We start from the raw sequence: 25,608 nt of genomic DNA, 5'->3' as shown, positions 1-25,608 counted from the left end.
TTTAGAGGACTATGTCGCGGTGGCGACGGCACATTCTTGTATGCATTAGGGCGGAGCTTCGCCCCCCTTGGGAATCCCCCTTGCCTTAGGCCGCCGCCCAAAACGCTTTGCTGGAGTGCTCCAATGCGGCAGAAGAACAATGGCGGTAGTACTTCCCCCTGGTATCAACACTCGCTTAGCCAGTGCTTTAACAGCCTAGGAAAGAGCAACACTTAATTGGTACACAGCCATAAAAGAAGGGACCGAAGTCCCTTTTATATCAGTTGCTGATATTAGATAGCAGGTAACCGCGTACTTTGACGTGGGATGATCTCAAAGCCAACATCAATCCGTTCACCTTCATAGCTTTCATCTTGCGCCATTCTAAGCATCATTTCAGCGCTGTGGCGTGCCACTTGCTTGGCATGCAAACTCATACTGCTGAGCGATACTGGCGATAAGTAACCACTGTAGGGGAAGTCACCAAAGCCGAGGATGCTTAACTGTTCTGGCACCTTAATGCCTTTGTCGTTTGCTTCCATTAGCAACGCGGTAGCGATGGAGTCGTTTGAGGCAAAGATCCCATCAATTCCTCGGTTCGCTACCATTGCCCTAAGCAGCGCAGGGCGGGTGGCCGCATAGATATTTTCATTGCCAGCAATATCGACCACTACAGGCTCGATATTGTGTTCTTCTAGTGCCGCAATGAAGCCATTGCAACGCTTTTTGGCACGAACATCGTCTTCTAACCGAGTACTGAAATAGGCTGGTTTTTTACAGCCAGTTTCTAGTAAATAGTCAGCCGCAGCATAGCCCGCTTTGGTGTGGTTGATGCCCACCTGAGCAGTAAAATCGCCGCGGTCGACCTGAAACATCTGTACCACCGGGATCCCAGACGCTTTAAGCATCTTAATCGTATTCGGCTTATGCGTCGCACCGGTGATGGCAATAGCCGCTGGCTTCCACGCCAGTATCGAACGGATCTGTTCCTCTTCTTTGTCGAGGTCGTGATCATAGGTTGCGATAGACAATGTGTAGTTAGCCTGACTTAGCTGCTTTTCAATCTGCTGTATCGCTTCGCTAAAGGCGATGTTGGCGATTGAAGGCACCAGCAGAGCCATTGATTGACTTCTGCCCCCAGTCAGTTGGCTGGCAATTTTATTGTGCACATAGCCTAACTCGTCGATCGCTTGTTGAATCTTAGTTCCGGTATTGGCGGAGACTTTGTCAGGGCGACGGACGTACAGTGACACGGTTGACGGAGACACTCCCGCCAACGATGCAACGTCATCCAGCTTGATGCTCTTTTTAATTGGTGGACGCACAGGCATTTCCAGTAACTGATTTTCTTAATTGGCGAATAATTACCACAGCAATCATCCAAATCCCAGCAACTAACATCGGATATGTGTTGGCGATACCATCTGGGTTAGCCAAGCCCAATGGCGACAGCGTTACGTAGATGGTCACTAGACCTGCCACGATGAATACGCTCATGCTCTTAGCATGGTGCCATGGTTGCATAGGGATAACTGGCTTGATCTCTTTGGGTTGGTAGTCGGTTTTAGGCATTAGTTTACCAAACAACATCATGATGCCCACTTCCAACGCAAACATGATACCCATGATGTGGATGTAGTGCAGATCGATCATCTCATCCAAACCAGCAAACATGTAGCTGCCGTAGAAGACGATGTGGAAGCCGAGGACAAACTTAGCGGCCACAGCTGGAACGCGTTTAGTCAGAAAGCCTACCAATACAATGGTGATGATTGGGATGTTGTAGAAACCGGTAAAGCGGCGCAGCAGATCGAATATCCCGCCAGGGGCATCCAGTAGCAATGGTGCGATAGCGATAGACACTAGTGCAAAGGCAACAGATCCCCATTTGCCAACCTTAACCAGCTTCTTTTCATCGGTACAACCCGTCAGCGGGCCGTACAAGTCCATTGCAAATAGTGTTGCCGAGGAGTTAACAATGGAGTTGAAGTGGCTTACTACAGTACCAAACAACGCAGCTGCAAACAGACCAGTTAACCACCACGGCAGAACTGCCTTAACTAACGTTGGGTAAGCAACGTCGCCATTTTCTAAAGTATCGCCAAACATGTTGAAGGCAATAAGACCGGGTAGCACCATTACTAGCGGTACCAAAAGTTTGATAGAGCCGGCCAGTAACACACCCTTTTGACCTTCAGCCAAAGATTTAGCGCCAAGGGTACGCTGGATGATCATCTGGTTAGTACACCAGTAGAATAAGTTGGCACAGATCATACCGGTAAACAGCGTGCCAAACGGAACCGATGCGTTCTCGTCGCCGATGGCGTTAAGCTGCTCTGGGTTTTCATTTACCAGCATCATAAAACCGTCGCTGATAGAACCATCTCCCAGAGCCATTAAGCCAAGGAATGGGATCAGAATAGAGGCGACCAGTAAGATAATGCCGTTAATGGTATCGGATACTGCTACCGCCTTCAGGCCACCACAGGCCGCATATAAACCACCGACTGCACCCATCACCAACGAAAGAATCGCGATGGAGCTGGAGTAGGAGATATCAAGCGACTCATGCAAGCCAAACATCTCATCCATAGTGATAGCACCAAGGTATAGAGAAGAAGGGTTGGCCATTATCGCGTAACCAATAAGGAACATAATGCTGACCATTCGACGCGTGGTGGCATCGAAGCGCTCTTCAAGAAACTCCGGCATGGTGGTAATGCCGCGCTTTAGATAGCGCGGCAAAAAGAACAGCGCCATCGCAATGGTGGCGATCGCGGCGGAACTTTCCCAAGCCAAACCACTAATGTCGAAACGGTAAGCGTTGCCGTTTAGCCCCACTAATTGCTCGGCAGATAGGTTCGACAGCAATAAGGAACCCACAATAAACCAAGCGGTTAAGCCTCGGCCAGCGAGGAAGAACCCGGACACTCCGCTCTCTGATATCCCTTTCGTTTTTGAGTAGGAGTAGAGCGCTACGATGAGCATAAATGCTAGAAAGCTAGCTAATACAAATAAGGTTTCAGTCATAAGTAAATACGGCTAAATCAGAGGAATTAAGCTGACTATCGCACCATATAAGGCGCATTCCAACGTGACATGATAAAAAAACATGACTGAATTAACAGAATTCATGCGGAATCGGCAGCGAATGTGAATGAGGTCACACATGCACAATCGTAGCGTTGCGATCGTAGCGCTACGATGTAAATTAGACCCCAACAAATTATTCCCATTTACTATTCGTGAGTCGAGTTCATGTTTAATACTCAAAATCTTAAGAAACTAGATATCTCTGAGTTGCGTAGCCAGCGTTGGTATGCGCCGGACACCATCCGAGCTTTTGCACATCGCCAGCGCACTCAACAAGCAGGCCTGAACCGCGAAGAGTTTATGGGTAAGCCGGTAATCGGCATTATCAATACTTGGTCGGAGCTAAGCCCTTGTCACTCACATTTACGTGAGCGTGCTGAAGCGGTTAAACGCGCAGTATGGGCAGCTGGTGGTTACCCTGTAGAGCTACCAGCTTTGTCAGTAGGCGAAGTATTGGTTAAGCCTACTACTATGCTGTACCGCAACTTCCTAGCGATGGAAACTGAAGAGTTGCTACGTCAGCACCCAATCGATGGCGCAGTTTTGCTTGGTGGCTGTGACAAATCTACCCCAGCTATGCTGATGGGGGCGGTATCTATGGATATCCCAATGTTGTTCTGTCCAGCTGGACCAATGTCTTCTGGCAAATGGCGCGGCCAAACTGTTGGCGCTGGTACTCACACTAAGAAGTACTGGGATCAACTACGTCTAGGCGCTATTACTCAGCACGATTGGATTGAGCTAGAAGGTTCTATGACTCGCTCAATCGGTACCTGCAACACCATGGGTACTGCTTCTACCATGACCTCTATCGCTGATGCGATTGGCTTCATGCTGCCAGGTGCTTCTTCTATCCCTGCCGCCGATTCTCGCCACGTACAGATGGCCGCGAAGTGTGGCGAAACCATTGTTGATATGGTGTGGCACGACCACAAGCCGTCGAAGTGGTTGAAGCGTGAAAACTTCATAAACGGCATCGTGGCTTACATGGCTGTTGGTGGTTCTACCAACGCTGCTATCCACATGATTGCTATGGCTAACCGCGCCAAGATCAAGATTACTCTTGATGATATGGAAGCGATTGCTCGCAAGGTACCAGTACTGGCTAACCTGTTCCCATCTGGCGACCAGCTGATGGAAGAGTTCTTCTTCGCTGGCGGCTTGATGGCACAGATGAAGAAACTGGAGCAGTTCCTGCACAAAGATGTGGTTGGCGTAACCAACACTACTTTGGGCAGCTGGATTGAAAACGCTCATTGCTACGATGACAACGTCATCCGTGACCTCGACAACCCAGTAGTACCACTATCTCAGGGCTGTGCTCTGTCTGTACTGAAAGGCAACCTGTGTCCAAATGGCGCGGTAATGAAGTCCTCCGCTGCTAAGCCTGAGCTGCGCAAGCACAAAGGTAAAGCGGTTGTATTTGATGACCATCAGTCACTGTCTGACAACATCGACAGTCCAGAGTTGGACATCACCAAAGACTCAGTACTTATTCTGCGTAACGCAGGTCCAGTTGGCGCACCAGGCATGCCAGAGTGGGGCAACTTACCAATTCCTAAGAAACTGCTGCAGCAGGGTGTGAACGACATGGTTCGTATCACCGATGCACGTATGTCAGGTACTCACTACGGTACTTGTATCCTGCACGTTGCCCCTGAGTCTGCGGTTGGTGGTCCATTGGCGCTGGTTAAGACTGGCGACATCATCGAACTGGATATCGAAGCGGGTTCTTTGAACATGTTGGTATCTGACGAAGAGCTGGCCGATCGTCGTGAGCATCTGAAGCCAACCCATCGTACCTTCGACCGCTCATACGCTGCCCTTTACCAGCAGCACGTTACCCAAGCTGACGAAGGTTGTGATTTCGACTTCCTGCAAGCTGGTAGCGATGTTCCTGAGCCACCAATTCACTAATTCGTTAGTCACTAATTGAAATGTTGGGCCGTTACGGCGGCCCCTCCGTTGCGTCACAAGGATCACAACAATGAACCAATTTAAACACGCCATCGAAAACGGTAACACCCAACTGGGTACCTGGATGATGACTGGCTCTGACACCGTTGCTGAAGCGATGTCTACCATCGGTTTCGACTTCTTGGTATTGGACCAAGAGCACGTACCAGTAGATTCACTAGACGCAGTTCGCATCGATCGTGCGATTCGCAACGCCAGCACCACGACTACTCCACTGTACCGCTTGGCTTGGAATGACGTAGTACTGATCAAGCGTGCCTTAGACGGCGGCGCTAACTCGTTGATGGTTCCTTTTATCAACACCGCAGAAGAAGCTCGTGCTGCGGTAGAAGCCGCTTACTACCCGCCACTAGGCAAGCGTGGTTTCGCAGCTGTACACCGTGCGTCTATGTACGGTTCAAAAGCCGATTTTGTTCGTGAAGCGAACGAAGAGATTGCCTTCATCCTGCAAATGGAAACCCCTGAAGCAATTGACAACATGGAAGCCATTGGCGCAGTAGAAGGCGTAACTGGTTTCTTTATCGGCCCCGGCGACATGTCTGCGGCTATGGGTCACATCGGTAACCCAAGCCACCCAGAAGTTCAGGCCAAGATTGCCGAAGGTCTGGCGAAAGCCAAGGCGATGAACCTGCCTTGCGGCATTGTTGGCGGCAACCCTGAGCTGGCTAACAAATACCAAGAGATGGGCTTCTCGTTCGTAGCACTGGGCTCTGACATGAGCTACTTGCTGGCTCGTGCTAAAGAGCAGCTGGCTGCTATCCGTGGCGAAGAGCTAACCGTATCCGGCGGCGAGGTTTACTAACATGCTTAAGCTCGTCACTAAAACTCTCGGGGACCTAACCCTAAAAGTTGCCCCTGAACTGGGCGGCGCTATTGCAGCGTTGCAATACCGCGACGTAGACATTTTGCGTCCATTGCCTGCGCTTGAGAATGTGATTGTTAACCAATCTGGCAGCTTCCCGCTGATCCCGTTCTCGAACCGCATCGCTAACGGCATCTTTGAGTTTGAAGGCGAGCAATTTGAGCTGTTAAAAAACTTTGGTGAGCACCCGCACACCATCCACGGTAATGCATGGCATCAACCGTGGATCATCAGCGAAGAGGCCAGTAACGGTGTAGTCCTCAAGTGTCTCCACCAAGCAGAAGGCGATGCCTATCACAGCTGGCCTTGGCCATACCAAGCTACTCAGGTGTTTGAGCTTAAAGATAATGAGCTGCACGTGACTCTGAGCTACTTCAATCTAGCCGAGCGCAATGTGCCGGTAGGTCTAGGCTTCCATCCGTACTTTGCTAACGCCAAAGACGCGTTAGTGCGCTTTGCTGCTAAAAAGGTACTGCTCAACGATGCCAACACCCTGCCTTGTGCGGTTGAAGATGTACCAGCTAAGTGGGACTACAGCGAATTGCGTGCCCCTGTTGCCGGTTCGGTAGACAACTGCTTTGCCGGTTGGGATGGCCACTCCGAGGTGCGCTGGCCTGACGCCAAGGTGAAGGCTGAGGTTATCTCTCCTGATGCGAAAAATGCGGTGTTCTTCATGCCGCCTGCGGAGAAAAACTTCGTGGCGATTGAACCCGTTACCAACGTAAATAACGCTATTAACGATCTGACGTGTGGTAGTAACGACCAAGCGATGAAGCTGGTTGGCCCAGGTCAGTCTGTATCCGTCACTATGATCATTAAGGTATCCGATTGTGAATAAGCCTGAAGTTCTGTTTGACTACATCGGCCATCTGCCAGAGTGCCCAACTTGGGACTCGGCGCAGCAAAAGCTGTTGTGGACCGACATCATTGAACAAGAGATCCACTCGTTGGATCCTGCTACCGGCGAGCACTCAGTGCTTAACTTCGATGAAGAAGTAGGTTGCTTTGGTTTGCGTGATAAGGGTGGTTTCATCCTAGCTATGCGTACTGGCATCTTCTTAGCTGATGCCAACGGCAAGATTGAATCTCGCGTATGTGAAAACCCGAACAACCCACTGGTCGCTCGCTTTAACGACGGCGGAGTTGATCAAGACGGTCGCTTCTTTGCTGGTACCTACTGGGGCCCACGCAGCTTCAATGGTGCCATGCTGATGCGTATCGATGCTGACCTGACTCCGAAAGTAGTGCAGTGCGACATCCTTGGTGCTAATGGCTTAGCGTTTAGCGCTGACAAACAGTGGATGTACAACACTGATACCCCAAATCACGTGATGTACCGCACCCCAATTGACGCCGATGGTGAGCTGGGTATGCGTGAAGTGTTTAAACGCTTCCCACAAGGCAATGGTCGTCCAGATGGCGGCGCAATGGATGTTGAAGGTTGCTACTGGACTGCATTGTTCGATGGCCACCGCATCGCTCGTATCTCCCCGACTGGCGAAGTATTGGAAGAGTATCAACTGCCAGTACGTTGCCCAACGATGGTGTGCTTTGGCGGCGACGATATGAAGACGCTGTACATCACTACCACTCGCGAAAACATGGATGAAGCCGAACTGGCAGAGAAGCCACTTTCTGGCTCAATCTTTACCATGCGCACAGACGTTGCCGGCATGGTTAAACCAACCTTCAAAGAGAACAAATAATGACAACTATCGGTTTTATCGGTCTGGGCCTGATGGGCGAAGCCATGTCCAAAAATATCGTTGCTAAGCACGACGGCGACGTTTTGGTATTCGATTACAACCAAGCGCAGGTAGCGAAGCTAGTTGAAGCGGGCGCAACTGCGGTTGAGTCTAGCGCTGAAATTGCTAAGAAAGCAGACGTAATCATCTCAATGGTGCCTAAGTCTGAGCATGTTCAAGCGGTATACGCTGATCTGCTGCCACATCTGCGTGACGGCCAGATCACCATTGATATGTCTACTATCGACCCTTCAGTATCTGAAGACCTGTCTGTTCAAGTTGCTGCCACTGGCGCAGTGATGCTGGACGCACCGGTAGTTAAGTCTGTGCCTGCTGCTGTTGCAGCAGAGCTGGGTATCTACGTCGGTGGCGACAAAGAAGCTTACGGCAAGATTGAGCACATCCTTGCGATGATGGGCTCTAACCAGATCCACTTAGGCGCTAATGGCCGTGGTCTGGTAATGAAAATTCTGCACAACAACTTAGTTGGCGGCATCCAGAACGCGGTAAATGAAATGGTTACTGCTGGCGTTCACTACGGCATCGATAAAGAAGATTTCGGTTTGGCTGCTTCTTACGGCGGCGCTTCCAACTTCTACATGTCTGGCAAGCTGCCTGCCATCGCCAAAGAAGATTACACCACTGCATTCTCGCTGGAGAACATGGCTAAAGACGTAAACATCATGAACGCCATGATGGCCGAGTCTGGCCTGAAGCTACCTGGTGCTGATGTTGTTAAAGCTGTTTACGACAAAGGTCTAGAGCAGGGCATCGGCGGCGAAGATTTCTGTGCCACTTATAAAGTGGTTAACAGCAACGCAAAAATTTAATTCAAATTTAGCTCGGCGTTATTCGACTTTTCGCCGAGCAGATTCACTAGGAGTAACACCATGAACTACACCGACCACGTTCAATACAAATCCATCGAAGGCAAAGTAGCAGTTATCTCTGGCGGCGCTAGCGGTATCGGCGAAGAGCTGGTACGTGCATACGTATCTCAAGGCGCTAAAGTTGCATTCCTAGACTTCGACAAAGACGCAGGCCAGAAACTGGCTGACGAACTGGGCTGCATGTTCTTGTTCTGCGACGTGACCAACACTGAACTGCTGAAAAACTGTTTCGAGACCGTGTCTGCTGAGCTGGGCGACGTTGAAATCCTGATCAACAACGCGGGTTCTGACGATCACCACACCATCGACGATATCTCTGAAGAGTACTTCGATAACCGCATCGCAATTAACCTGCGTCACCAAGTATTTGCTATCCAGTCGGTAATCGATGGCATGGCGAAGAAAGGCAGTGGCTCTATCATCAACATGGGTTCCATCAACTGGATGCGTGGCCGTCCTGGTCGTGTTTGTTACTCCATGTCTAAAGCTGCTATCCACGGCTTTACCCGTACTCTGGCACAAGAGCTAGGCGAGCGCGGTATTCGCGTAAACAGCTTGGTTCCAGGTGCTATTCGCACTCCTAAGCAAGACGCAATGTGGGCCAAATTGGATCCAGCTGCGGTAAACCAATTTGTTGAACTGCAAGCTTTGAAATTCCGCCTAGACGGTTCTCATTGTGCACGTTTGGCACTGTTCTTGGGCTCTGACGAGTCTTGTGGTTGTACTGGTCAAGACTTCATCGTAGATGCTGGTCTTACTCTGAACTAATCCGCTTTTTTAAAATAGAAGTAGTTTCCTATGGAATTTTTCGAGTTATTTACGCCTGACGGCGTCGCGTTAGAAACCAGCACCATCCTTACGGTTGTTGCGTTGATGTTTATGTACACCTTCGTTGGTATCTGTGCTGGTTTTGGTGGTGGTTTAACTACCATGCCACTAGTTACCCTGTTGCTGCCAGTTAAGATGGCAGCACCTATGTCGGTAATGGTAGGTACCGCTACTGCCTTGTACGCCACTTGGTTGTCCCGTAAAGACACTGACTGGAAGTCTGCAGCAGTCCTGATCGGTTTCTCCGTTCTGGGTGTGCCAGTGGGTATCTACGCTCTGTCTTACTTGCCAGATGCAATGATGAAAGCTTTCTTAGGTACCTTCCTGATTGTTTACTCTTTCTACAGCTTGTTTATTCCTCGTTTACCGGTATACGACAAGGGTTGGATTGCAGCACCTATGGGTGTGATCGCTGGTGCACTGGGTGCAGCATTCTCTACCAATGGTCCACCAGTTGTTATCTACGGTATGTTGCGTAACCTAGCTCCTGCGGCTTTCCGTGGTACTTTGAACGCCTTCTTTACTGCGAACAACTTGACTGTAATTGGCGGCTTGGCCGGTGCAGGTATTCTGACCATCTCTACTGTTAAGTTAGTTATCCTGTGTATCCCTACTATGATTGCTGGTTCTCTAGTAGGTCAGTGGGTTCACAAGCGTATTCCTACTCCGATCTTCCGCAAGATGGTATTCATGCTGTTGATTGGTTCTGGTGCAATGCTGATTAAAGGCTACTTGGACGTTCCTGCTTGGACCTGTCTGGTACCTGCCTTCGGTGGCGTAGCGATTCTGCAACTGATTTTCGGTAAGAAAGTTGCTGCTATCCGCGCAGAAGAAGACGCTCGTCAAGCGGCGATTGCTGCTGCCGAAGCTGCTGAAGCTAAATAATATATAGCCTTTAGGTTATCTACCAAGGGCCGCACTTGCGGCCCTTTTGGTAACCGTCGGCTGCGATGACTTTCTTTTTATTGGTATTGCTAGGGCGCCGAGTTAGCGCTAACGCCTTAGCAGTAATCACCCCTTTAGAGGGAAGTCATCGGAGTCAGTTGTTCCCAAATTTTTGGCTCCTCTTAAGTGTCGATGTCGTCAGCAGCGATTCCTAAGGTTTAAAACGAAAATGCCGGCTAGCATCCGCCAGATGCGAGTCGGCTTTTTTGTACAAAATGAAAATTACTGCGGCTTTGTGGTGAAACTCAGCAACCGTTGAGGTTAATTCAAACTCACGCGTTAGGATGCTGCATTACACACGTCGTAGCGCTACGAATTGTGCGATCTAGTTAACGCCTTTAAGGTGAAGTAATGGCTGTCTGCTCGCAGTAATTTTACTATCACTATTGAATGAATTATCAGCGGCCTTCGTCGCTAATGGTCTAGGAGATCCTAATGGCTCAGTTAGTGGTAAAACGCGATAGCATGTTTGTGGATCGTAACCGTAAGTACAAAGTGTTCGACGGCAAGAAAAATAAGATTGGCGAGGTCCGCGACGGTGAGACCTTAAGCTTTGACCTATCCCCAGGTGAGCATGAGATCTTTTTTAAGTTGGATTGGATGCGGTCCAATAAGCTGCAGGTTAAGGTGAAACGTGACGATAAATTAACGATTCACACCGGCTGTAACCTAACCGGAGCAAAAGCGATGCTAACCCCAATTATGGTGTACTTTGCGCCGCATAAGTACCTGTACGCCAAACAGGTTTAGGCAAAAATAGTACCACCGCAGCGAAGCAACGAAAAACCGCAGCTCTCAGAGCTGCGGTTTTGTTTTAAGTGGTCAATGTCGATTAACCCTGTGCCAATATTTAGAGCGGTTAAGCGCTGGCCTAAGCTGACGGCATAGGCACTTACTTCGTGCTAAACGTCACCTGAGTTTTCTCTTCCAGCCACTCCAATAAACCGCGGTAGGCGGGTTCGCCGATCAACAGGTTTGGACTGGCTTTCTGGCGTTCACCTTGCTTATAGATCTTACCGGCAGCATCAACCGCTTTGACCTCGTTGATGTGTTGTAGCAGCGTCTGTGCCGCTTGTTCAGGGGTTTGCCACTTGATCATCAATGAGAATAGCTTATTGAACAGACCTTGATTCTTGGTTTGCCCAGTTGAGGTTGCACCGGGGTGGTAGATCTCATGCGGGGTGTTGCAATGGCCAAATTTATTGACGTGGTAGGCCAATAAGCTGCAGCCAGCAAACGCTTGGAAGGTTGCCTTACCAACGCCGGTACGACCGTCTTCAAGCAGTTTGTAGTTGATGTTATCCAGATGGCTTGGGTCTGCAATATGAATGACGCGGCTGTTGTCACTGGCCTGCAATAACGGCTCTAGTGCTTCGCTAAATAAGTAGCGCGAGACGCAGCCAACCGCAAAGGTAGATTCGATGCCATCGTCACTGATGTTGGTCTTGCTGCCGTGGGGAAGGGCGTTAAGGACCAATAGCTGTAACGATTGATGTTGCTGGGTATAACGAGCTAAAAATGCATTGTTGGCACTGATGGTCGCCAGTTCAACTAGATGTAACTGATGTTCGCCTTCTGGGTGCAGTTGCTGCAGCTGCTGGAGCACCGCTTCACCGCGACTAGCATCGCGGCCAAGCACATCGACGTTGTAGCCCTGTTGGGCGAGTTCAAAGGCTAAAGCACGACCGATGCCATCGGTGGCTCCGGTTACTAATGCGCGTGGTTTCATGGCAATGCTCCTAAAATCGTATCGCTACGATTATCCTGCCAGATCCCAATGAAAATAGTGACATCAACCGTTATTGGTGGTGACATTTTGTGATCTACAGCGAGGCTTACTCGGTGGTGGTAGCGATAACCTTAGCTGGGTTGCCGCCAACAGTGGTGTACGCAGCAACGTTTTTGGTTACGACTGCACCTGCGGCGACAATAGCGCCCTCTGCAATAGATATTCCCGGTAGGATAATGGCACCGCTGCCAATCCACACTTTGTCAGCGATGTTGATCGGTTTTGCTATCTCACCTCCGGCGATGCGCTCTTTGGCGCTGCTGGCGTGATTCACTGTGACCAATTGAACTTGTGGGCCGATAAAAACATGTTCACCAATGGTAATGCCACCATGATCTAGCATGACACAGTCCCAATTAATGAATGACTTGGCCCCAATTTTAATGAAACGTGCGTAGCAGGTACGTAATGGTGGTTGGATCAGCGCCGTCGGATGGATATCCATCCCCATCTCTAGCAACAGTTCGATACCATCGTGGGCACTGGCGCCTTGATTAAAGCGTTGCAAAATTGGGTATACATGCAAGCGAATAGCGTCGAGTTCGGCATCGAACAAGTTGTAAGGCAGGCCAGAGCGCATCTTTTCTAGTTCGGTCATATCACTTATCGTTGGTGGCTAAACTGTTTTTTCGGGCGGTATCGAATAGGGGCCGCTTGGTTACAGCAACGCCGTTGTTACGTTGCAATCTTGATTGGCTTTTCTAAGTTTGTTGCAGGTCGCTATTGCTGCGTTTTTATTGTCAAACGGACCCACCTTAAGTCGGTAGAAGGTACCTTGTTTTAAGGTCGCTTTTTCGATGAACGGATCGAGATTCCCCAAAAGCTGTTCATGCTTGCGACGGATCTTTTGCCAAGCCGCCACCGTAAGGCGTTCGTTCTTAAAGGAAACGAGCTGAATATCGATAACAGCGTTAGCTGTTGCAATGGTCACCGGGTTGTTGGGGCTAGTAACAGCCTCTGTTTTAGGCGTGGCTTCTTGTGCCATTGATGGGGCTACCGCAGTCGCTATTTTAGGCTTGAGTTTATCGGCTGGCGTAGCGTTGATAACTGCCGATTCTGTATTTTCGAGCGGAGTTGGAGGTGTGGCAGCAGCAACCTGAGGAGCCGCGGGCTCAGAGATATTTGGGGTAGTATGCGCAGGGGGGGGGATATTTGGTAGCTCAGAAGTCATTTGTGCTAACTCATCAACCACAATCTTTAGATCGCCTTCGAGCTCAACTAGGTGTTTAAGCTTGGGTTCCATTTTCTTATAGTCAGACATCTGCTGCTGCAACTGAACCACTTGCGAGTTTAGTTGCTCTAGCCGAGGATCTTGGTCGACATTGGTTGCACAACCAGAAATTAACAGCACCACAGGTATTAGCGCTCGCTTCATGCTCACAGAAAAACACTGAGTTGGACGATTCATATACTACACACTACCTAAAAATCGCGCTGATACAGACTGACATTACAGCTTATACCAGTTTGTTGGAGTTTTCGACAGACCAAGTCGGCTTCGTTTTCTTGTTGATATAACGCCGCATTTAATTGGTAACCGCTGGCGTCAATGGAATAAAAACCGTTGAGTTCGAAACCGACTAACCTAGGTTGCAATAGATGCCAGTAGCTCTGCATTAATGCTAATGATTTAAAGGTGCCGATGGCAGCAGCATATCCTGTTAAGGTTTGTTTGCGCTCTAGGGTCATATCTAGCCCTGCTAACACCGTACCCGGTTGGTGTAGTGCTGCAGTCGCTGGTTCTACCGTGCGCAGTTTTTGGCGCTGGGCGTATTCCGGATCAACGACTACCTGATAATCTCCAGGAATGATGTCGGTAAACAGATAATAGCCATCGTATTCCGCTTGCGTGGTGGCTACCGTTTGGCCCTGTTTATCTTTTAGCATTAGACCCGCGTATGCGGCTGGCTCATCACCTTTATCGGGATCTTTTTGCAGATAGATTGTGCCATCAATCTCAGCGGCTTCGACCAGAGGAATTTCTAGAACGACCATCTGGCCACGCTTAGGTGCAACGGCCACGCCCGGTTGAGTTGGGATCAGAAATCCATCCTCTAGACTGTCACGATCAAGTACAACATCTGTGGCGCGAAGCAGCGGCATTGAGGTGAGTGTCGCTATGCCAGAGTCGTTGGTGTAACCCTGCCGACGGCTTTGAGGAGCTTTCACCTTGGCATTTTTAACCAGCAGTTCATCCTCGTCGTATTTGCCGTTGAGGTTACTGTCTTCGAATACGCGAACCAACACGGTGCCAGAGTTTGCCAGCGATTGTTTGGTGAGCAATACGCTGTCCGTTTTATTGTCGTAACCGACGCTGATCCGCGCTAATAAGCCAAGACTCCACTCTTGTACCGAGTCCCACCTGAAGTAACTGTTGAGATACCATGAGTTCTGTTGCCAAGTGAAGGCTGTTTGTACCTGATATTGGTCATACTGTGGCTTATAGAACGCTTCCACATCGCCACTAAGGTAGGGGATGATAGGCCATGATAAATCGACCTTTACTTTATCCAGTTGCCATTGTGGTAGTGCACTGTAATCCAGCGTTAGTTGACTAAATACACCGAACCGATTGAACTGACTGCGGAAACTTCCCTTTAATGAATCTTCGCTGTAATCGTTTTTGCCCCAGAGCAACGAATGTTCATAACCAATGTTGGCTATGCGCCAGTTTAGGCTCTGACGCAGCTGTTGATGACTGCTGGAGGTCTGATAGTCGGTCCAACTCAGTAAGTAGTTCAGATTGATGCTGTCACCGAAGGCGGGTTGACCACTGACCTCTGTACCCCACTGTTTATTGTCTCGATGATATTGCTCGATGTAAGCACTGAAGCTGTGTTGTTGGCGCTGGCCTCGAATCCCAAAGTGATAGCCATTGTCGTTCTGGTCATCCCATTGGTACAGTCCATCCAACAGCCAGTTGTCCCACAAAGCATAGTTACTGCCAAGTGAGAGGCTTTGTTGGTCGGCACCGACACTGTTGTCTAGGTAACTTGCTCCTAGTTCGACCGACCAGCGTTGGTTCAGGCCACGCTGCAGCTGACTGCTCAGTTGCAGCCCTTGTTCACTGCTGTTTTTATTGTCAAATTGATCAAACAGACCACTATTCAGTTCGACGGCTGAAAAATCGTAAACCCATTGCTGTTCGGTGGTGCTGTCGATATCTACCAGTACCTGTTTGCTTTTCCGTTCAATTTCACCATATGGGCCGTAAAAAACCAGCTCAAAACGGTTATCACCAATGCGGAGTGAAACGTCATTAAATTCATAGCGTCCGTTTTGATTACTGAACTGCTGATCTATTAACAGCTCATTGTGATAAAGCTCGATATCCCAGCCAGGTTGTATATCGCCATCAAGGGTTATTTTGCGAGTATTGGTGAGTTGATTGTTATTGCGGTTGCTGATCCGTGCTCCGCGACTTAAGCCGCTGCTGCTGTTAATGCCGTGGCTGACCGGGCTAACATCGCCAATACTGTATTGGCTTACCTGCAGTGGGCCTAACAGATCATTGTGGTTGGATTGGTTACTTAGGGTAAAACGGGCATTATCGAGACCAGATTCGCTGCTGCCAGAGAAGTAATACTGGCTATTCATAAAGGCCAGATCATGGCTACCTAAGGCGGAGAAGTAGCCGTTATTATAGTTTTCACTGAAATTGCCTTGTAGCTGCAAGTCGAGCACTGGAGCAGACAGCAATTGGTAGCTGTTATCCGCTTCGGTAAAGCTTGGTGTATCGTTTGGTTTGCTACTCAGACTCCGTTCTCGTCGCGCCAATTGCTGCTCAAACGGTAGTGTCTGTGACGACTCAATAGTAAGACTCATTTGGCGATAGTTGATGGCTAAGTCCAACCCAAACCAATTGGCGAGCTGGTTGGCATCGACCAATAGTTCGTCGTCCAGTAATAAAAAAGTGTCGTCATTGACCGGAAGCTCGACGCCATTGATGCTAACTTGGCGTTGTCCAGTCGTCAGATTACTAGTCAGTTTAAAGCGATTGTTGGGATTGAAGTACCACCCCTCAACCAGCTCGGAGCTAAGATCAATCTCGATGGGGATCTGCAATAGATCGAAGAAATCTTGCAAGCTGAGCATCGCACCTGAATTACTTTTTATCCCCCAAATATCGCTGTGCAGCTGCTGCGCTACGGTAACATCTAACAACAACTCTTCCCCTGCCGGAATACCACTGGCCTGAGCCCCCATATCGGTGGCTTTATTCGATGGGTTCTCATAACTTTGTTGGATCCGCTTTAGCGCTGAGATTAACCGTGAATTTTTAAGGGCTGCGTTGTCGTTACTCGCCCAACTACCACTTGGCAGTAGCAGAGCAAGTAAGCTACAGCCTAAAATAATAGCTGATGAAGATCGGTTCATTGGTCGTGCTTAGTGAATGGCAATGGCTTCAGACGCACTAAGTAATTTGCCTTTGTCCTTACCTAATCCAAGGTATTTTGCTGACAATAAACCGCTGTTAGGGATATCGCTGTGGGCGGGGATATTCAGCTGAGCATGGTCGAGCTCTGGGTACAGGCGATAAGCGTTGATCCGTGCTACTTCTTGGGTTGGGGCAGTAGCTGAGGCCTGCCAATAGATAATGGCGTTGCCTACTACAGAGTGTTTGCCTGTACGCTCAAAGTGAACTGCAATCGAACTGCTATCTGCTGCGCGACGATGTTCGATGCCAGCAATATTGACGGCTACTTTATCTTGCCCTTGGCGAACAATTACTGGCATTGAGTAGTTCATCAATACATCAATACTGATCGAGCCGCCGGCGCCATTCTCCGCTGCAGATTTATTTTCTGGCAGTGCCGAAAACAACAGGTGGCTGCGGTACTCTCCATCAAGTAGCCCTTTGGGACGGCGAGCGGAAAGGCGAATCGTTTGGCGTTCACCTGCTGCTAAGGTTACCTGGCGAGGGCTGATTTTTATAAACTGATCAGCAGCGAGCTGCAGCGGTGGCGTATCGGTGACATTGACGTAGCCGCCAGACGGTTTGGCGCGTTTATGTTGCCATGAGAGCCGATAAGTTCGGGTTGTTTTACCGTTATTAATAACCGTGATATTGCTACTGCGTTGGCGATCTTCAATCACAACGTTGGTTGGACTAATTAATAAGTTGGCGTGCACAGAAACGGTAGTAAAAGCGCAACAAAAAAGCGCCAAAGAGATAAATTTTTTCACGGTAAGGTTAATTCTTTTATTTAGTAGCTGACTGTTATGTGGAAATAGGTCGAGTGAATACCGTCAAATGCCGGTTTACCTTTTACGGTTTCCAAGGTACCACTCACTTCAAGTTGTGCTTCACCATAAATATCGGCGGTGAGAGTTGTTGGGGTAACAATTTCAGTCAACTTGAATGAGTTATTATTGGGGCCTGTGGAGTCCGGTACAGTAATAGTACTGCTAATGGACATTACTGTGTAGGGCGGCAAACCAATGAGCTGGTAAAGCCCAAGCTGTCCTGGCGTTATCCGCCATAGGGCCTTGGTTGAGCTAGTATGGCCGTCAGGGTGAACCGTAACAGTACTAACTTGACTAACATCACTGTTAACAACCTCACCAAAATTAAGGTGTTGGATAGTCAAAAAGCCAGCAAGGCTGGCTTTACAATAAAACAGGCCAACCAAAGCAGCGGCCGTTTTTCTAGGCGTTAACATCGAACTGGGATTAGTAATCAACAGTTAAAGTAAAGGTACCTGTGTATTCTTCATCGTAATAGGTAGGCGAAGTGCCGGCAGCATCTGTGGTTAGTACTGCACCGAGGGCGAAGCCTGCGCTGCCGCTCGCGTCGGCAACTATTGGTGTGGAATTATCAGCACTGTCGCCGACATTGTTACCCACAGTAACGGTCGCTTCAAAGTTATCTACCGTGAATGTTGCTGCCCCTGGCGCACCAGATACTGCTGTAAGTTCAACAGAATTGCTGTTTAGGGTAGTTAGGTCGAGGGTAAGGCTAGAGTAGGGGGCAACACCTGAGATGGAGTAGGTACCTGCGCTACCAGCGGTTAACACTCGGATCTGTGCTGCGGTTGCAGCACTATTATCAGCAGCATTCACAGTACCATCGGAACTAATGGTTAACGTTGCGATATCAGTAGTGGCAGTGGCACCAGCAGTCGCGCTGATTTCACCAAAGTTTAATGGCGCATCTTCAGTAAAGGTGAATGAGTTTTTCACAGTGACGGTTGCGTTACCAGTAACGTCTTGCGCGATCGAAGGCGTTGCAACTATTGCAAGTGCAATCAAACTACAACGTAATGCAGATGTGTTCATAGTAATGTCCTTATCGTTTAGTACATAACGAGTTAGAAGTTAATAATTGAATGAACTAATGTTTAAATATTAAACATTAGTTGATGTTTTTTCATTGATAACTAACCGGTTGATATTTTTTCGTGTTTAGTTTGGAACTGGTCAATTATTAGCTGTTATGTATGGTTTTTCCTAACTTTAATATGTGATTGGTGTCACGTAAAATCGTTAAAGTATATTTGTTGTCTGTCGACATTTCGCCAATGAATATAGTTACCGCTAATGAAAGTTTAATATATTCAGTCGCTAGTGGTTGTTTGGTTTTGGTTATTCATGAGTATGATTCAATCTCCATTTTTATATTTCAGCAGTAGTTAAAGTAGCGATAGTTCTTATTGTATAGCTACTTTTTTGACCGTTGGGAATTCAAGCCTAAATGGTGAAACATAAAGTGCAGCGATGCAGTTGAGGTTGTTCAGTGGCGCGAGTTGAGTTGAATGGGCGTGAAAGTGATTGACCTTAGCTGGGTAGGCAAAGCCACGGCCGACGTAATCAGTTAGCCATAATTGACTAGCATGAGGCTGAGCTAACGGCATTGGCAACAAGGCGGTGTGCATCGGCAAAGGGATTGGGTAGTGGCTCAGACTGATATCAACTAATGGTTGCTGCTGTTCGGTTACGCAGATATGGCTGTTGCGCTCGTGCTGCTGCCAAGCAAACTGTGCTAAGCGTTTAGGGATAGCCCAGTTGGCATTACCACTGATTGCGCTTTGCTCGGTTGAAACCACAATATCGGTGATGCTGTGGCGCTTAATCGAGGCCGGTTGTGCCGGCCAATGAAATTTACCTGGGATAAACAACATCTCCTGATAAGGCTTTACGCCACAGTCGCTGTTGAGGTAGTTAACCAACATCAGCGCCCCTAAACCACCACAGCAGTGGTCGCGCATCGACGTGGGAACGAGGCGATGTTGCCGCAGCCAATCGGCCTTAAAGTGATACAACAAGATAATGCCGGTGCCGCTTAGATTCCAAGGGGCAGGGATAATTTCAGCGCCCTTCATAAGCTTCCTAGGTATGGCTGGCGGTCTGCTAAAGCTAGCTTAATTTTCCGCTTACTTGTACTACTACTACTGTTACTGTGTTTGGTCGAGTAGTAACCTAAAAAGCACAGCCACTGGCTGTGCTTGAGCGAGCAGGAATTGTTATGGCTTGCACTACTTTTTGAAGCCGCGTAGCCAACCGAAGGTCGCTGCGCCTAAACCGATGATAAAGAAGCTGTAAGCGATGATGCAGTATTGCGCCATATTCAGGCCTAACAGTGACCAATCATCTTCACCACAGATCCCCGATGGCTGGAACTCATATGGCAGCCATTCGTGCAGTGGTAGGCCCAGTGGGAAGTGCGGTTCGGTGGAACAAGCACCACCGCCACCACCGGCTGCAAACAGATCGCCGCCCGCTGCCATTACGTCATCTAGTGCGTGGGAGGAGTCGTGCAACGCGTTTAATTCAATTGACCATGCCATGCCTTGCAGAACGCCGTACCAAGCTAATGCCATACCAGCAATCTTGAGAACGTTATTGCAGGGTTTAATTGCGATAATGAGGCCTGCAAAAAGGATACAACACTGACTAAAGCGGATGTATACACAGATCTCGCACGGGTCCATCTCAAGGAACCATTGGAAATAACCCATGGCAGATAAAATGAGAAATAGTGCCGCGCCACTCATTAACAGCCACAGCCAGCGCTGATTCTGCCATGCCGTTAGGGTTTGGCCCGGAGCTGCTCTTAAGTCTCCGAAGCCAGCGGTAATTGCAGTCATAGTGCTCTCCTTACTTAGCCAGCAGCTCAGCGGTCAATTCATCTAGCATCTTCATACTGGTGACGCTTTGGGTGTTGATCAGGTATTTACCGTTCACCACGATGGCCGGAATGCCCTTAACTTTGGCAACCTCTAATCCTTGGTCCCACTTCAGCAGCAGTTTAGCGACTTCAGGGGAAGCGGCATGCTTATCGAACTCTGCTTGTGAGATGCCTAATTTGTCGATGCCGAACTGAGTGGCTTCTTCACTTGAAGTGAACTTCTTCTTTAAATCGTGGAGCTGTTTGTAGTAAGCCATTTTTACGGTTTTGTATTGTTTCTCACCCAGTACTTTACCAACGGCAACTGCAGTAGCTTTTTCTAAACCAAATGGTGGTTTAGTGGTAATGTGGTACGCATCGTAGTTAATACCATCAGGCAGGTTTTTTTCGTAGTTAGGAATAACAGATTTTTCATATTTGTAACAGAATGGGCAGTTAGTAGAATAAACTTTAACTACTTGGTTCGGTGCATTAAAACCTTTATCTTTTAGGTCGATATAATGTTTTCCTTGATCATAAGCGGTAGCACCGAAAGAGATGGCTAAAGAGATAGCAGCAATTATTTTTTTCATGGTAAATCCATTGTTGGTTATTTCACTTGCTATATAATTTAGCGGCGTCAACCGTAGTTTATTATGAGTTGAATCACACTAAAAATAGAAATTATTTAGCAGAACCGATTTTGTAAAGGTACTCACACCAGTGATGGAATTTTTTCCATCTATAATTTTAGTGGCTCCCAGGTGAGAGTAAGTGGTTTCACATTCTGGTTGGTTAATGTTGTTTGGTGTCACAAATTTACCATTGCTGTGATCGGGTTGGTGTATTGCTTATTCCATTGGCTTGAATGTTATTTTCCTTGCACTGTAACGCACAAAGAAAAGGCCCATATCGTTAAAGTGCTTATATTGTAAGTAGAAGAGAGAATTACTTTGGACAGGGACAGCCTTTTATCAATATTTACATGCTTAGATGAGTTATATGATTCAGGGAAGTTGTTTTCCTGTACCTTGAATTCGGTAGTAAAGGGTACCGGCTTAGCAAAAGGAACAGTTTATAAAAACTTCTCATCGGTGAATGATTTTTACGTACTGTTATTCAACCGTAACCTGATTCGATGGGGCATCAATGGGCAGAAGGATTGCTTTACTAGTGCATTGAATCCAAAGGAAAAGTTGCTAGCTCAGATCTATTTGACTACGTTAAAGAATCAATACTCTAGAGTCGATAATGACATCCAGTATTTTGTATCAATTCATGGCTTGATGGATTGCGCCTCGCATCAATATATTCATGATACCTCGCTGATTTATAAGAAGTTAAAATCGATAAATTTGGCGTCAATTCGGTGCATGATTGAGCGGGGCTATGTCGATGCTACTGAGGACGAAATTAGGCGTTGTATTCAGACCATGAAGAACTACGAGCGCGGATTTACGCTCAATTATGATAACAAGAACATCAATATGTTTGGCTGTGAAGACAGCTTAGACATGATGAAGTTTGAAGCAGACATTCTTCAAACCCTCAACTGGAACATTACTGATGAGATTAGTATCAGTAACGTTGAGGAGTACTGCCATTCCTTAGCCCCAAGGATTGTGGCCGATACCGATTATATCGAAGAGATGAAGCTTCTATCTTATTAAATATAGTGATGATTAACGCGATAAGTAGAAATAGCAGCGGTAATCACCCAAATTTTTTATTGTAAATATTTAGCGCCACATAATTATGTGGCGCTTTTTGTTGGAAAATATAACCTTATTGCATTAATTAGCCATTATGAGATTAATTATGGCTAGCAATAGTCATTAAGTTTTAAACCAGATTTCTATGTGAAATTTTTTACTCTGCAATGTGTTTATTTTGTGTTCTACACCTTAAATTTTTTTAATGTTAGATTTTGACTTAATTATTTTTAATGTTTGCGGATTTGTTTCCATCTCTTTGGTGAAAAAAGTCATGATAACCTTACTCAATAACACCGAATATAACTCCGTCATCTAGTTTCTGAACACGGAGTTATATTATGAAAAAGAGCATCTTAAGTGTCGCAGTTCTTGCCACTATGATTTCCACTACGGCTTATGCAGCAAAAGCCTTTGACCCATCACAAAAACCAAAGGCGCAAGGCCAATTAGGTACAGTCTTCGTTGATGCCTATGGACTGGCTCCACAAACCGCAATTATCGATTTGGGCGGCTACAAAATCGAAGGGGCTAAGGTTACCGTTCAAGGTAAAGGCAAAGACGGTATCGATATTACCTACAACGTAGAAAAAGATAAGATTCTGACTCACAACGGTATTCCTGTATTTGGTTTGTATGCCGATTACAACAACACCGTGACCGTAAGCTACGTTAAAGAAGGCAAGCAAATTACCGAAGACTACAAGATCTACACTGCTCCTCGTGTTAGTTCTACTCCAAAAGATGGCATGAAAACCAATGCCCCAGTCATCAAGCCAGTTAAAGTAGACAGTAAGTACAAAGATCGCTTGTACATGGTAAACCACATCTTTGAGACCCCAGATGACGCTGCACTGGCTTGGAAAGGCAACATGGGTTCGCAAAACTGGTCTGGTAAGAACAACATCTTTGTGACCGATACGACTGGTGAAGTTCGCTGGACATTAGACACCTCTCATTTCGAAGATTACCGTGATATCACTAAGCGCGGCATCATGATGGGCTTCCATCAGCTGCCAAACGGCGACCTGTTGTGGGGGAAAGGCCAACAGCTGTTCCGGATGGATATGTTCGGCAAGATGGTTTGGGACTGGGATTTACCTCGTGGTTACCTTGATTTCTCACACGATGTAATGGAAATGGATAACGGCCACTACCTGCTGCGGGCTGCTAAAGCGGATTATCTGCGTGCTGACGGCAAGCGCGTCCACACCGTACGTGACCACATCTTAGAGATGGATGAAGACGGTAAGCTAGTTGATGTGTGGGATTTGAACGAGATCCTTGACAATATGCGCGATGACCTGTTGATTGCACTGGATGCGGGCGCAGTTTGTCTGAACGTTGATAACGAGCACACCGGTGAAACCATTGAGATTGAATCCGACGCTCCATTTACTGACATTCCTGGTGTCGGTGCTGGTCGTAATTGGGCGCACGTTAACTCGGTTGAACATGATAACTCTGACGATTCCATCATCTTGTCCCTTCGTCACCAAGGTGTAGTGAAGATTGGCCGTAACAAAGTAGTGAAATGGATCCTGTCTCCGTCTGCCGGTTGGAAAGGTGATTTAGCAAGTAAAGTACTGACCCCAGTAAACAGTAAAGGCAAAGAGATTAGCTGTTCTGAGAAAGGGTTGTGTGAAGGTGACTTCGACTTTACCTACACCCAGCACACAGCTTGGCTGACCGGCAAGGTATACAACGGCGGTGAAACAAAGGGCTTAACCGTATTTGATAACGGCGATGGCCGTCACTACGAACAGCCAGCAATGCCAACCATGAAGTACTCTCGTGCCGTCGAATACAAGGTGAACGAGAAAGACATGACCGTTGAGCAAGTTTGGGAATACGGTAAAGATCGCGGTTACGATTGGTACTCAGCAATCACCTCTAACGTAAGTTACCAGCAAGATACCAACAGCATGTTTATCTACAGCGCGAACACCTACCTACAAGATCGCACTCAATTGACTCGTGGCGTAATTAACGAAGTTAAATACAACAGCGATGAAGTGGGCTTAGAGCTGGAAGTTATCTCGCCATTGCCAGGTAATGCTCCTTACCGCGCCACCATCATCAATCCTGAACTGCTGTAGGTCTGATCATGAAGAAATTACTTTTAGCTGGCGCGATAGTCGCCGCTGCAGTTGCTCCGGCGCAGGCTGAGATTTTAAAAAGCAACTTTCAAGTTGGTGTTGGTTATTGGTTTGAAGTAGGCACCGATTCAGAGGCATCAAACCAAGGCGATGAAACCGTAATTACCGCTGAGTTTCGTGCGAAGACCGACTGGGGGTCGAGCATGGCGCGAGGGTTAATCGAAAACATTGGCAGTACCAAGGAGAGTCCGAATGGCTTAGAGATCGCAACCTTTAAGACCTTCTCTACCACGCTGTACGATTTGGACGATTCTAACTTCTCGGTATGGATTGATCACCAGACGGTATCGAACACCAAAATCGCCGATAACCATCTAAGAACCGGTTTTTCGTACGCCAAGAAGTTTGGTGATGTGGCGTTCAGAATGTCGCTGGCACCGGAGTACTACTTTGGTCACTCGCCACAGGATGACGCTGACAGTATTCACCTGTTTGGTCGCACCACTGCAAGCTACGCTTGGACCAACAAGTTCAGCCAGATGCTGATGTTTGAAAACGTTAATTTTCGTAATGAACGGCTTCAAGATGCGATTGGTTGGAAAGAGCACGGTTATCATTACATGCTGATGAGCAACTACGCCTTCACCAAGGATTTTGTTGGCCACCTGCAATGGCACCACTTCAAGTCGTTTGGTGGCTACAAATACGATGGTACCTCGCTGTTTTTGAACTTTACCTACAAAATCTAACGGCTCTCTTGCCTCGCTAACAATGGCCACCTAACTCTAGGTGGCCATTTTGGTATCTGCTTGCACAGAACTGCGGCATGGTTTTCAACGGTTACCTTTGATCGGGATCCAAGCGGCTAATTGCTCTGATTACAGGGTGGTTCTCATTAGGGCTAAAGGCAGTTAAAGTAGCCGCGCTATTGCTAACTAAACAAACTATTAGGCTGTCTAAATTACCTATTGATATAGGTCAATTTGTTGTAGGAACAGGATGTTGAAAAATAATTTTTTTACTACCTCAAGGCTGTGCTTTCGCCAGTTTGAGTTAACCGATCTCGATGAGCTGTCTACGTTATGTGCCGATGCTGAAGTGATGACCTACGTCGGCGATGGCAACCCCCTTACTCAAGCGCAAACCGAGCAGTGGATTATCAACTCACGCCGTAACGTGGTCGCTCATGGTTATGGTACTGGGGCGTTGTTAGACAATGATAGTGGCCGCTTGATTGGCTGGGCTGGGATCTCACGTCCAGATGAAGGTGGCGAAGAGATTATCTATGGCTTTGGTCGTGAACACTGGGGTAAAGGGCTAGGTAGCGAACTACTGCAAGGCATGATTGTCTGGTCGCAGCATCATTTGCGACTAAGCCAGCTGCGGGCAACGGTTGACCCATGTAATCAGGCGTCGATTCGGTTGCTGCTAAAGCATGGCTTTGAACTGATAGAAAAAGGCTTTGAAGGCGACGTGGATTGTGATCTGTACTGCTTAAATATGGGTGGCTGACATCCGCACTTGCAAAGTCGCTTTACAATAATGAAACAGGGCGCCGTTAGGCGCCCTGTTTGTATCGGAT

The 25,608-nt window shown here is 47.8% G+C and carries 23 protein-coding genes and 2 pseudogenes; 12 read left to right on the top strand and 13 right to left on the bottom strand.

Annotated elements, in window-relative coordinates:
- Window positions 1-272 precede the first annotated feature (272 nt).
- Together HER31_RS11710 and HER31_RS11705 are read right to left on the bottom strand one after the other, a co-directional pair.
- Complete coding sequence (locus HER31_RS11710; RefSeq protein ID WP_168660755.1) at window positions 273-1,304, bottom strand: LacI family DNA-binding transcriptional regulator; 1,032 nt, start codon at window positions 1,302-1,304, stop codon at window positions 273-275.
- Entirely contained in the window at window positions 1,288-3,009 is a 1,722-nt protein-coding gene (locus tag HER31_RS11705) for a solute:sodium symporter family transporter (protein ID WP_168660754.1), read from the bottom strand. The genes HER31_RS11710 and HER31_RS11705 overlap by 17 nt, the downstream gene beginning before the upstream one ends.
- 228 nt (window positions 3,010-3,237) lie before the next feature.
- On the opposite strand from HER31_RS11705, the gene araD reads away from it, so the two are divergent.
- The 8 genes from araD (at window position 3,238) to HER31_RS11665 (ending at window position 11,069) form a co-directional block, all read left to right on the top strand.
- A complete protein-coding gene (gene araD / locus HER31_RS11700; RefSeq protein WP_168660753.1) occupies window positions 3,238-4,989 on the top strand; it encodes an L-arabinonate dehydratase in 1,752 nt (583 codons plus the stop codon).
- A gap of 70 nt (window positions 4,990-5,059) precedes the next feature.
- Window positions 5,060-5,851 carry an HpcH/HpaI aldolase family protein gene (locus tag HER31_RS11695; RefSeq protein ID WP_168660752.1) on the top strand — a complete coding sequence of 264 codons (792 nt, stop codon included), beginning with the start codon at window positions 5,060-5,062 and terminating at the stop codon, window positions 5,849-5,851.
- Between the two features lies 1 nt (window position 5,852).
- Window positions 5,853-6,749 (top strand): aldose 1-epimerase, encoded by an 897-nt coding sequence (locus HER31_RS11690; protein ID WP_168660751.1) that lies wholly within the window; start codon window positions 5,853-5,855, stop codon window positions 6,747-6,749.
- Window positions 6,742-7,617, top strand: a complete 876-nt coding sequence (locus HER31_RS11685) for an SMP-30/gluconolactonase/LRE family protein (RefSeq protein ID WP_168660750.1) — start codon at window positions 6,742-6,744, stop codon at window positions 7,615-7,617. The genes HER31_RS11690 and HER31_RS11685 overlap by 8 nt, the downstream gene beginning before the upstream one ends.
- Complete coding sequence (locus HER31_RS11680) at window positions 7,617-8,486, top strand: NAD(P)-dependent oxidoreductase (RefSeq protein WP_168660749.1); 870 nt, start codon at window positions 7,617-7,619, stop codon at window positions 8,484-8,486. Before HER31_RS11685 ends, HER31_RS11680 begins: the two co-directional genes overlap by 1 nt.
- Before the next feature lie 60 nt (window positions 8,487-8,546).
- The gene (locus tag HER31_RS11675; RefSeq protein WP_168660748.1) at window positions 8,547-9,314 is read left to right on the top strand and encodes an SDR family NAD(P)-dependent oxidoreductase; all 768 of its coding nucleotides are present in this window, start codon (window positions 8,547-8,549) and stop codon (window positions 9,312-9,314) included.
- A 30-nt stretch (window positions 9,315-9,344) separates the two neighbouring features.
- A complete protein-coding gene (locus tag HER31_RS11670) occupies window positions 9,345-10,259 on the top strand; it encodes a sulfite exporter TauE/SafE family protein (protein WP_168660747.1) in 915 nt (304 codons plus the stop codon).
- Window positions 10,260-10,754: 495 nt separating this feature from the next.
- Window positions 10,755-11,069 carry a hypothetical protein gene (locus HER31_RS11665; RefSeq protein WP_168660746.1) on the top strand — a complete coding sequence of 105 codons (315 nt, stop codon included), beginning with the start codon at window positions 10,755-10,757 and terminating at the stop codon, window positions 11,067-11,069.
- Between the two features lie 142 nt (window positions 11,070-11,211).
- Here HER31_RS11665 and HER31_RS11660 read toward each other — a convergent pair whose 3' ends face one another.
- From HER31_RS11660 to HER31_RS11615, 11 genes and pseudogenes are all read right to left on the bottom strand, one after another.
- A complete protein-coding gene (locus HER31_RS11660) occupies window positions 11,212-12,048 on the bottom strand; it encodes an SDR family NAD(P)-dependent oxidoreductase (protein WP_168660745.1) in 837 nt (278 codons plus the stop codon).
- A 124-nt stretch (window positions 12,049-12,172) separates the two neighbouring features.
- A pseudogene (locus HER31_RS19000) lies at window positions 12,173-12,325 on the bottom strand (LbetaH domain-containing protein); the annotation flags it as partial.
- 279 nt (window positions 12,326-12,604) lie between these two features.
- A pseudogene (locus HER31_RS18995) lies at window positions 12,605-12,688 on the bottom strand (hypothetical protein); the annotation flags it as partial.
- A 78-nt stretch (window positions 12,689-12,766) separates the two neighbouring features.
- Window positions 12,767-13,516 (bottom strand): SPOR domain-containing protein, encoded by a 750-nt coding sequence (locus tag HER31_RS11650; RefSeq protein ID WP_168660744.1) that lies wholly within the window; start codon window positions 13,514-13,516, stop codon window positions 12,767-12,769.
- Between the two features lie 14 nt (window positions 13,517-13,530).
- Window positions 13,531-16,485 carry an MSCRAMM family protein gene (locus HER31_RS11645; protein ID WP_168660743.1) on the bottom strand — a complete coding sequence of 985 codons (2,955 nt, stop codon included), beginning with the start codon at window positions 16,483-16,485 and terminating at the stop codon, window positions 13,531-13,533.
- Window positions 16,486-16,494: 9 nt separating this feature from the next.
- Window positions 16,495-17,295, bottom strand: coding sequence for a fimbrial biogenesis chaperone (locus tag HER31_RS11640; protein WP_168660742.1), 801 nt, complete (start codon window positions 17,293-17,295; stop codon window positions 16,495-16,497).
- 20 nt (window positions 17,296-17,315) lie between these two features.
- Window positions 17,316-17,699: a DUF4402 domain-containing protein gene (locus HER31_RS11635; RefSeq protein ID WP_168660741.1), complete on the bottom strand. Its 384-nt coding sequence runs from the start codon at window positions 17,697-17,699 to the stop codon at window positions 17,316-17,318.
- Window positions 17,700-17,781: 82 nt separating this feature from the next.
- Entirely contained in the window at window positions 17,782-18,387 is a 606-nt protein-coding gene (locus tag HER31_RS11630; RefSeq protein WP_168660740.1) for a DUF4402 domain-containing protein, read from the bottom strand.
- 371 nt (window positions 18,388-18,758) lie between these two features.
- Window positions 18,759-19,430, bottom strand: a complete 672-nt coding sequence (locus HER31_RS11625) for a hypothetical protein (protein WP_168660739.1) — start codon at window positions 19,428-19,430, stop codon at window positions 18,759-18,761.
- Between the two features lie 153 nt (window positions 19,431-19,583).
- Window positions 19,584-20,195, bottom strand: a complete 612-nt coding sequence (locus HER31_RS11620; RefSeq protein WP_168660738.1) for a disulfide bond formation protein B — start codon at window positions 20,193-20,195, stop codon at window positions 19,584-19,586.
- Window positions 20,196-20,205: 10 nt separating this feature from the next.
- Window positions 20,206-20,808 carry a thiol:disulfide interchange protein DsbA/DsbL gene (locus tag HER31_RS11615; protein WP_168660737.1) on the bottom strand — a complete coding sequence of 201 codons (603 nt, stop codon included), beginning with the start codon at window positions 20,806-20,808 and terminating at the stop codon, window positions 20,206-20,208.
- 840 nt (window positions 20,809-21,648) lie between these two features.
- On the opposite strand from HER31_RS11615, the gene HER31_RS11610 reads away from it, so the two are divergent.
- From HER31_RS11610 to HER31_RS11595, 4 genes are all read left to right on the top strand, one after another.
- Window positions 21,649-21,885, top strand: coding sequence for a hypothetical protein (locus HER31_RS11610; protein WP_168660736.1), 237 nt, complete (start codon window positions 21,649-21,651; stop codon window positions 21,883-21,885).
- Window positions 21,886-22,268: 383 nt separating this feature from the next.
- The gene (locus HER31_RS11605; RefSeq protein WP_168660735.1) at window positions 22,269-24,026 is read left to right on the top strand and encodes an aryl-sulfate sulfotransferase; all 1,758 of its coding nucleotides are present in this window, start codon (window positions 22,269-22,271) and stop codon (window positions 24,024-24,026) included.
- Window positions 24,027-24,034: 8 nt separating this feature from the next.
- Window positions 24,035-24,775: a hypothetical protein gene (locus HER31_RS11600; protein WP_168660734.1), complete on the top strand. Its 741-nt coding sequence runs from the start codon at window positions 24,035-24,037 to the stop codon at window positions 24,773-24,775.
- Between the two features lie 250 nt (window positions 24,776-25,025).
- Window positions 25,026-25,538 carry a GNAT family N-acetyltransferase gene (locus tag HER31_RS11595; RefSeq protein ID WP_168660733.1) on the top strand — a complete coding sequence of 171 codons (513 nt, stop codon included), beginning with the start codon at window positions 25,026-25,028 and terminating at the stop codon, window positions 25,536-25,538.
- The last annotated feature ends 70 nt before the right edge of the window (window positions 25,539-25,608 follow it).

It is taken from the genome of Ferrimonas lipolytica, assembly GCF_012295575.1.
GTDB classification, from domain to species: domain Bacteria; phylum Pseudomonadota; class Gammaproteobacteria; order Enterobacterales; family Shewanellaceae; genus Ferrimonas; species Ferrimonas lipolytica.
Note: the sequence above shows the minus strand (reverse complement) of the source record. Positions and strands in the feature narration are given on the sequence as shown.

Bases quoted from the DNA above. Each gene is read 5' to 3' on its own strand.
- HER31_RS11705 (WP_168660754.1), bottom strand. From the start codon at position 3,009: ATGACTGAAACCTTATTTGTATTAGCTAGCTTTCTAGCATTTATGCTC.
- araD (WP_168660753.1), top strand. From the start codon at position 3,238: ATGTTTAATACTCAAAATCTTAAGAAACTAGATATCTCTGAGTTGCGT.
- HER31_RS11695 (WP_168660752.1), top strand. From the start codon at position 5,060: ATGAACCAATTTAAACACGCCATCGAAAACGGTAACACCCAACTGGGT.
- HER31_RS11690 (WP_168660751.1), top strand. From the start codon at position 5,853: ATGCTTAAGCTCGTCACTAAAACTCTCGGGGACCTAACCCTAAAAGTT.
- HER31_RS11680 (WP_168660749.1), top strand. From the start codon at position 7,617: ATGACAACTATCGGTTTTATCGGTCTGGGCCTGATGGGCGAAGCCATG.
- HER31_RS11675 (WP_168660748.1), top strand. From the start codon at position 8,547: ATGAACTACACCGACCACGTTCAATACAAATCCATCGAAGGCAAAGTA.
- HER31_RS11670 (WP_168660747.1), top strand. From the start codon at position 9,345: ATGGAATTTTTCGAGTTATTTACGCCTGACGGCGTCGCGTTAGAAACC.
- HER31_RS11665 (WP_168660746.1), top strand. From the start codon at position 10,755: ATGGCTCAGTTAGTGGTAAAACGCGATAGCATGTTTGTGGATCGTAAC.
- HER31_RS11660 (WP_168660745.1), bottom strand. From the start codon at position 12,048: ATGAAACCACGCGCATTAGTAACCGGAGCCACCGATGGCATCGGTCGT.
- HER31_RS11650 (WP_168660744.1), bottom strand. From the start codon at position 13,516: ATGAATCGTCCAACTCAGTGTTTTTCTGTGAGCATGAAGCGAGCGCTA.
- HER31_RS11645 (WP_168660743.1), bottom strand. From the start codon at position 16,485: ATGAACCGATCTTCATCAGCTATTATTTTAGGCTGTAGCTTACTTGCT.
- HER31_RS11630 (WP_168660740.1), bottom strand. From the start codon at position 18,387: ATGAACACATCTGCATTACGTTGTAGTTTGATTGCACTTGCAATAGTT.
- HER31_RS11625 (WP_168660739.1), bottom strand. From the start codon at position 19,430: ATGAAGGGCGCTGAAATTATCCCTGCCCCTTGGAATCTAAGCGGCACC.
- HER31_RS11620 (WP_168660738.1), bottom strand. From the start codon at position 20,195: ATGACTGCAATTACCGCTGGCTTCGGAGACTTAAGAGCAGCTCCGGGC.
- HER31_RS11615 (WP_168660737.1), bottom strand. From the start codon at position 20,808: ATGAAAAAAATAATTGCTGCTATCTCTTTAGCCATCTCTTTCGGTGCT.
- HER31_RS11610 (WP_168660736.1), top strand. From the start codon at position 21,649: ATGAAGAACTACGAGCGCGGATTTACGCTCAATTATGATAACAAGAAC.
- HER31_RS11605 (WP_168660735.1), top strand. From the start codon at position 22,269: ATGAAAAAGAGCATCTTAAGTGTCGCAGTTCTTGCCACTATGATTTCC.
- HER31_RS11600 (WP_168660734.1), top strand. From the start codon at position 24,035: ATGAAGAAATTACTTTTAGCTGGCGCGATAGTCGCCGCTGCAGTTGCT.
- HER31_RS11595 (WP_168660733.1), top strand. From the start codon at position 25,026: ATGTTGAAAAATAATTTTTTTACTACCTCAAGGCTGTGCTTTCGCCAG.